Genomic DNA, 1,309 nt, shown 5'->3' with positions numbered 1-1,309 from the left:
TGGTCTTACCCCTGTCAAGTAGACACTTAAATAAAAGGTACATTATCTAAGCAGCCTTAACCCTATATTCTATAGGGCTAAGGTTATTTAATTTTTTCTGAAAACGTTTATTGTTATAAAACTTAATATATTTTTTTACTGCCATTTTAACCTCTTGCGAAGTCTCAAAATGATAACGGTAAAAACATTCGGTTTTAAAGTGACTAAAAAAGCTTTCAATACATGCGTTGTCTAAGCAATTCCCTTTTCTAGACATACTTCCCTTAATATTGTATTTATTTAAAAGTTGGTTATATCTTATTGAAGTGTACTGGAACCCTTGATCACTATGTAATATGAGACCTCTTACATCCTTATTCTTTATAGCTTCTTTTAAAGTATCAGCTACTAATTTCAGGTCATTTCTTTCACTTATTTTATAAGCGACAATCTCATTATTATATAGGTCTAATATAGAAGATAAATAGATTTTCTTCCCATTAAAAAGTAAGTAGGTAATATCTGTTACCCATTTTTCATTTGGACGTTTAGCTGAAAATTCTCTATTTAAATAGTTTCTTGAAAGGACAAACTTTTCTTTGCGTCCAAAGTGTTTCCATTTCTTTTTTCGTATCTTAGCTTGTATCTTATTTGATCTCATCAAACGATAGATTTTCTTATGATTCACTTTTAGTCCGTACATTTTACTCAGCCAAGTTTTAATTCTTGGATAGCCATAACTCCAATTAATATCTGGATCTTGTTGGCATTCAATAATTTTTTTCACTATTGATTGATCTTCTAAATCTTTTTTAGTAGGGCTACTCTGACGTGTTAACCATTTGTAGTACCCACTCTTTGAAACACCTGCTATCTTACATAAAGTAACAACCGTAAATTGATTCTTAAGCTCATGAATTATACTGTATTCTATTGATTTTTCTTTTCCTGTATCATCCTCCTTTTCGCAGCTAAGAGCTTTTTTAGATAAGCGTTCTCTGCTTCTAATCGGTTGATTTTTTCAGTATCATTTTCATCATCACCTTTGACTTTCCTTCTAAATAAAATGTCTGATTTCCCTCTTTTTTCTTCTAATCCTTGGATTCCTTCTCTTTTGTAATGTGTTATCCATCTTTGAATGGTCGTATATCCTATCTCGAGTTCTTTAGCTATTGTTCTAATCCCCATATCCTTCTCAAAGTACAAATCAATAGCTTTCAACTTAGTTTCTTTAGAATAAGTTTTTCTAATTTTCCCCATAAAAAAATCCCCTCCATAATAGACAGTACGATCCTTTTTTTTGACTGTCTACTATAAGGGGATAATAACA

Annotated in this window: 2 protein-coding genes; both read right to left on the bottom strand. The window is 30.9% G+C overall.

Translation table 11 applies throughout. The features are described from left to right. Positions 1 to 46: 46 nt before the first annotated feature. Positions 47 to 901 (bottom strand): IS3 family transposase, encoded by an 855-nt coding sequence (locus AN960_RS00010; protein WP_286131511.1) that lies wholly within the window; start codon positions 899 to 901, stop codon positions 47 to 49. 8 nt (positions 902 to 909) lie between these two features. Then, complete coding sequence (locus AN960_RS00005) at positions 910 to 1,239, bottom strand: transposase (protein WP_056465242.1); 330 nt, start codon at positions 1,237 to 1,239, stop codon at positions 910 to 912. Positions 1,240 to 1,309: the final 70 nt, after the last annotated feature.

This window comes from Bacillus sp. FJAT-25509 (assembly GCF_001420605.1).
Classification (GTDB): Bacteria; Bacillota; Bacilli; order Bacillales; family Bacillaceae_G; genus Gottfriedia.
Note: the sequence above shows the minus strand (reverse complement) of the source record. Positions and strands in the feature narration are given on the sequence as shown.

Excerpts from the sequence above, each read along its gene's own strand:
- AN960_RS00005 (WP_056465242.1), bottom strand. The coding sequence starts at position 1,239 with ATGGGGAAAATTAGAAAAACTTATTCTAAAGAAACTAAGTTGAAAGCT.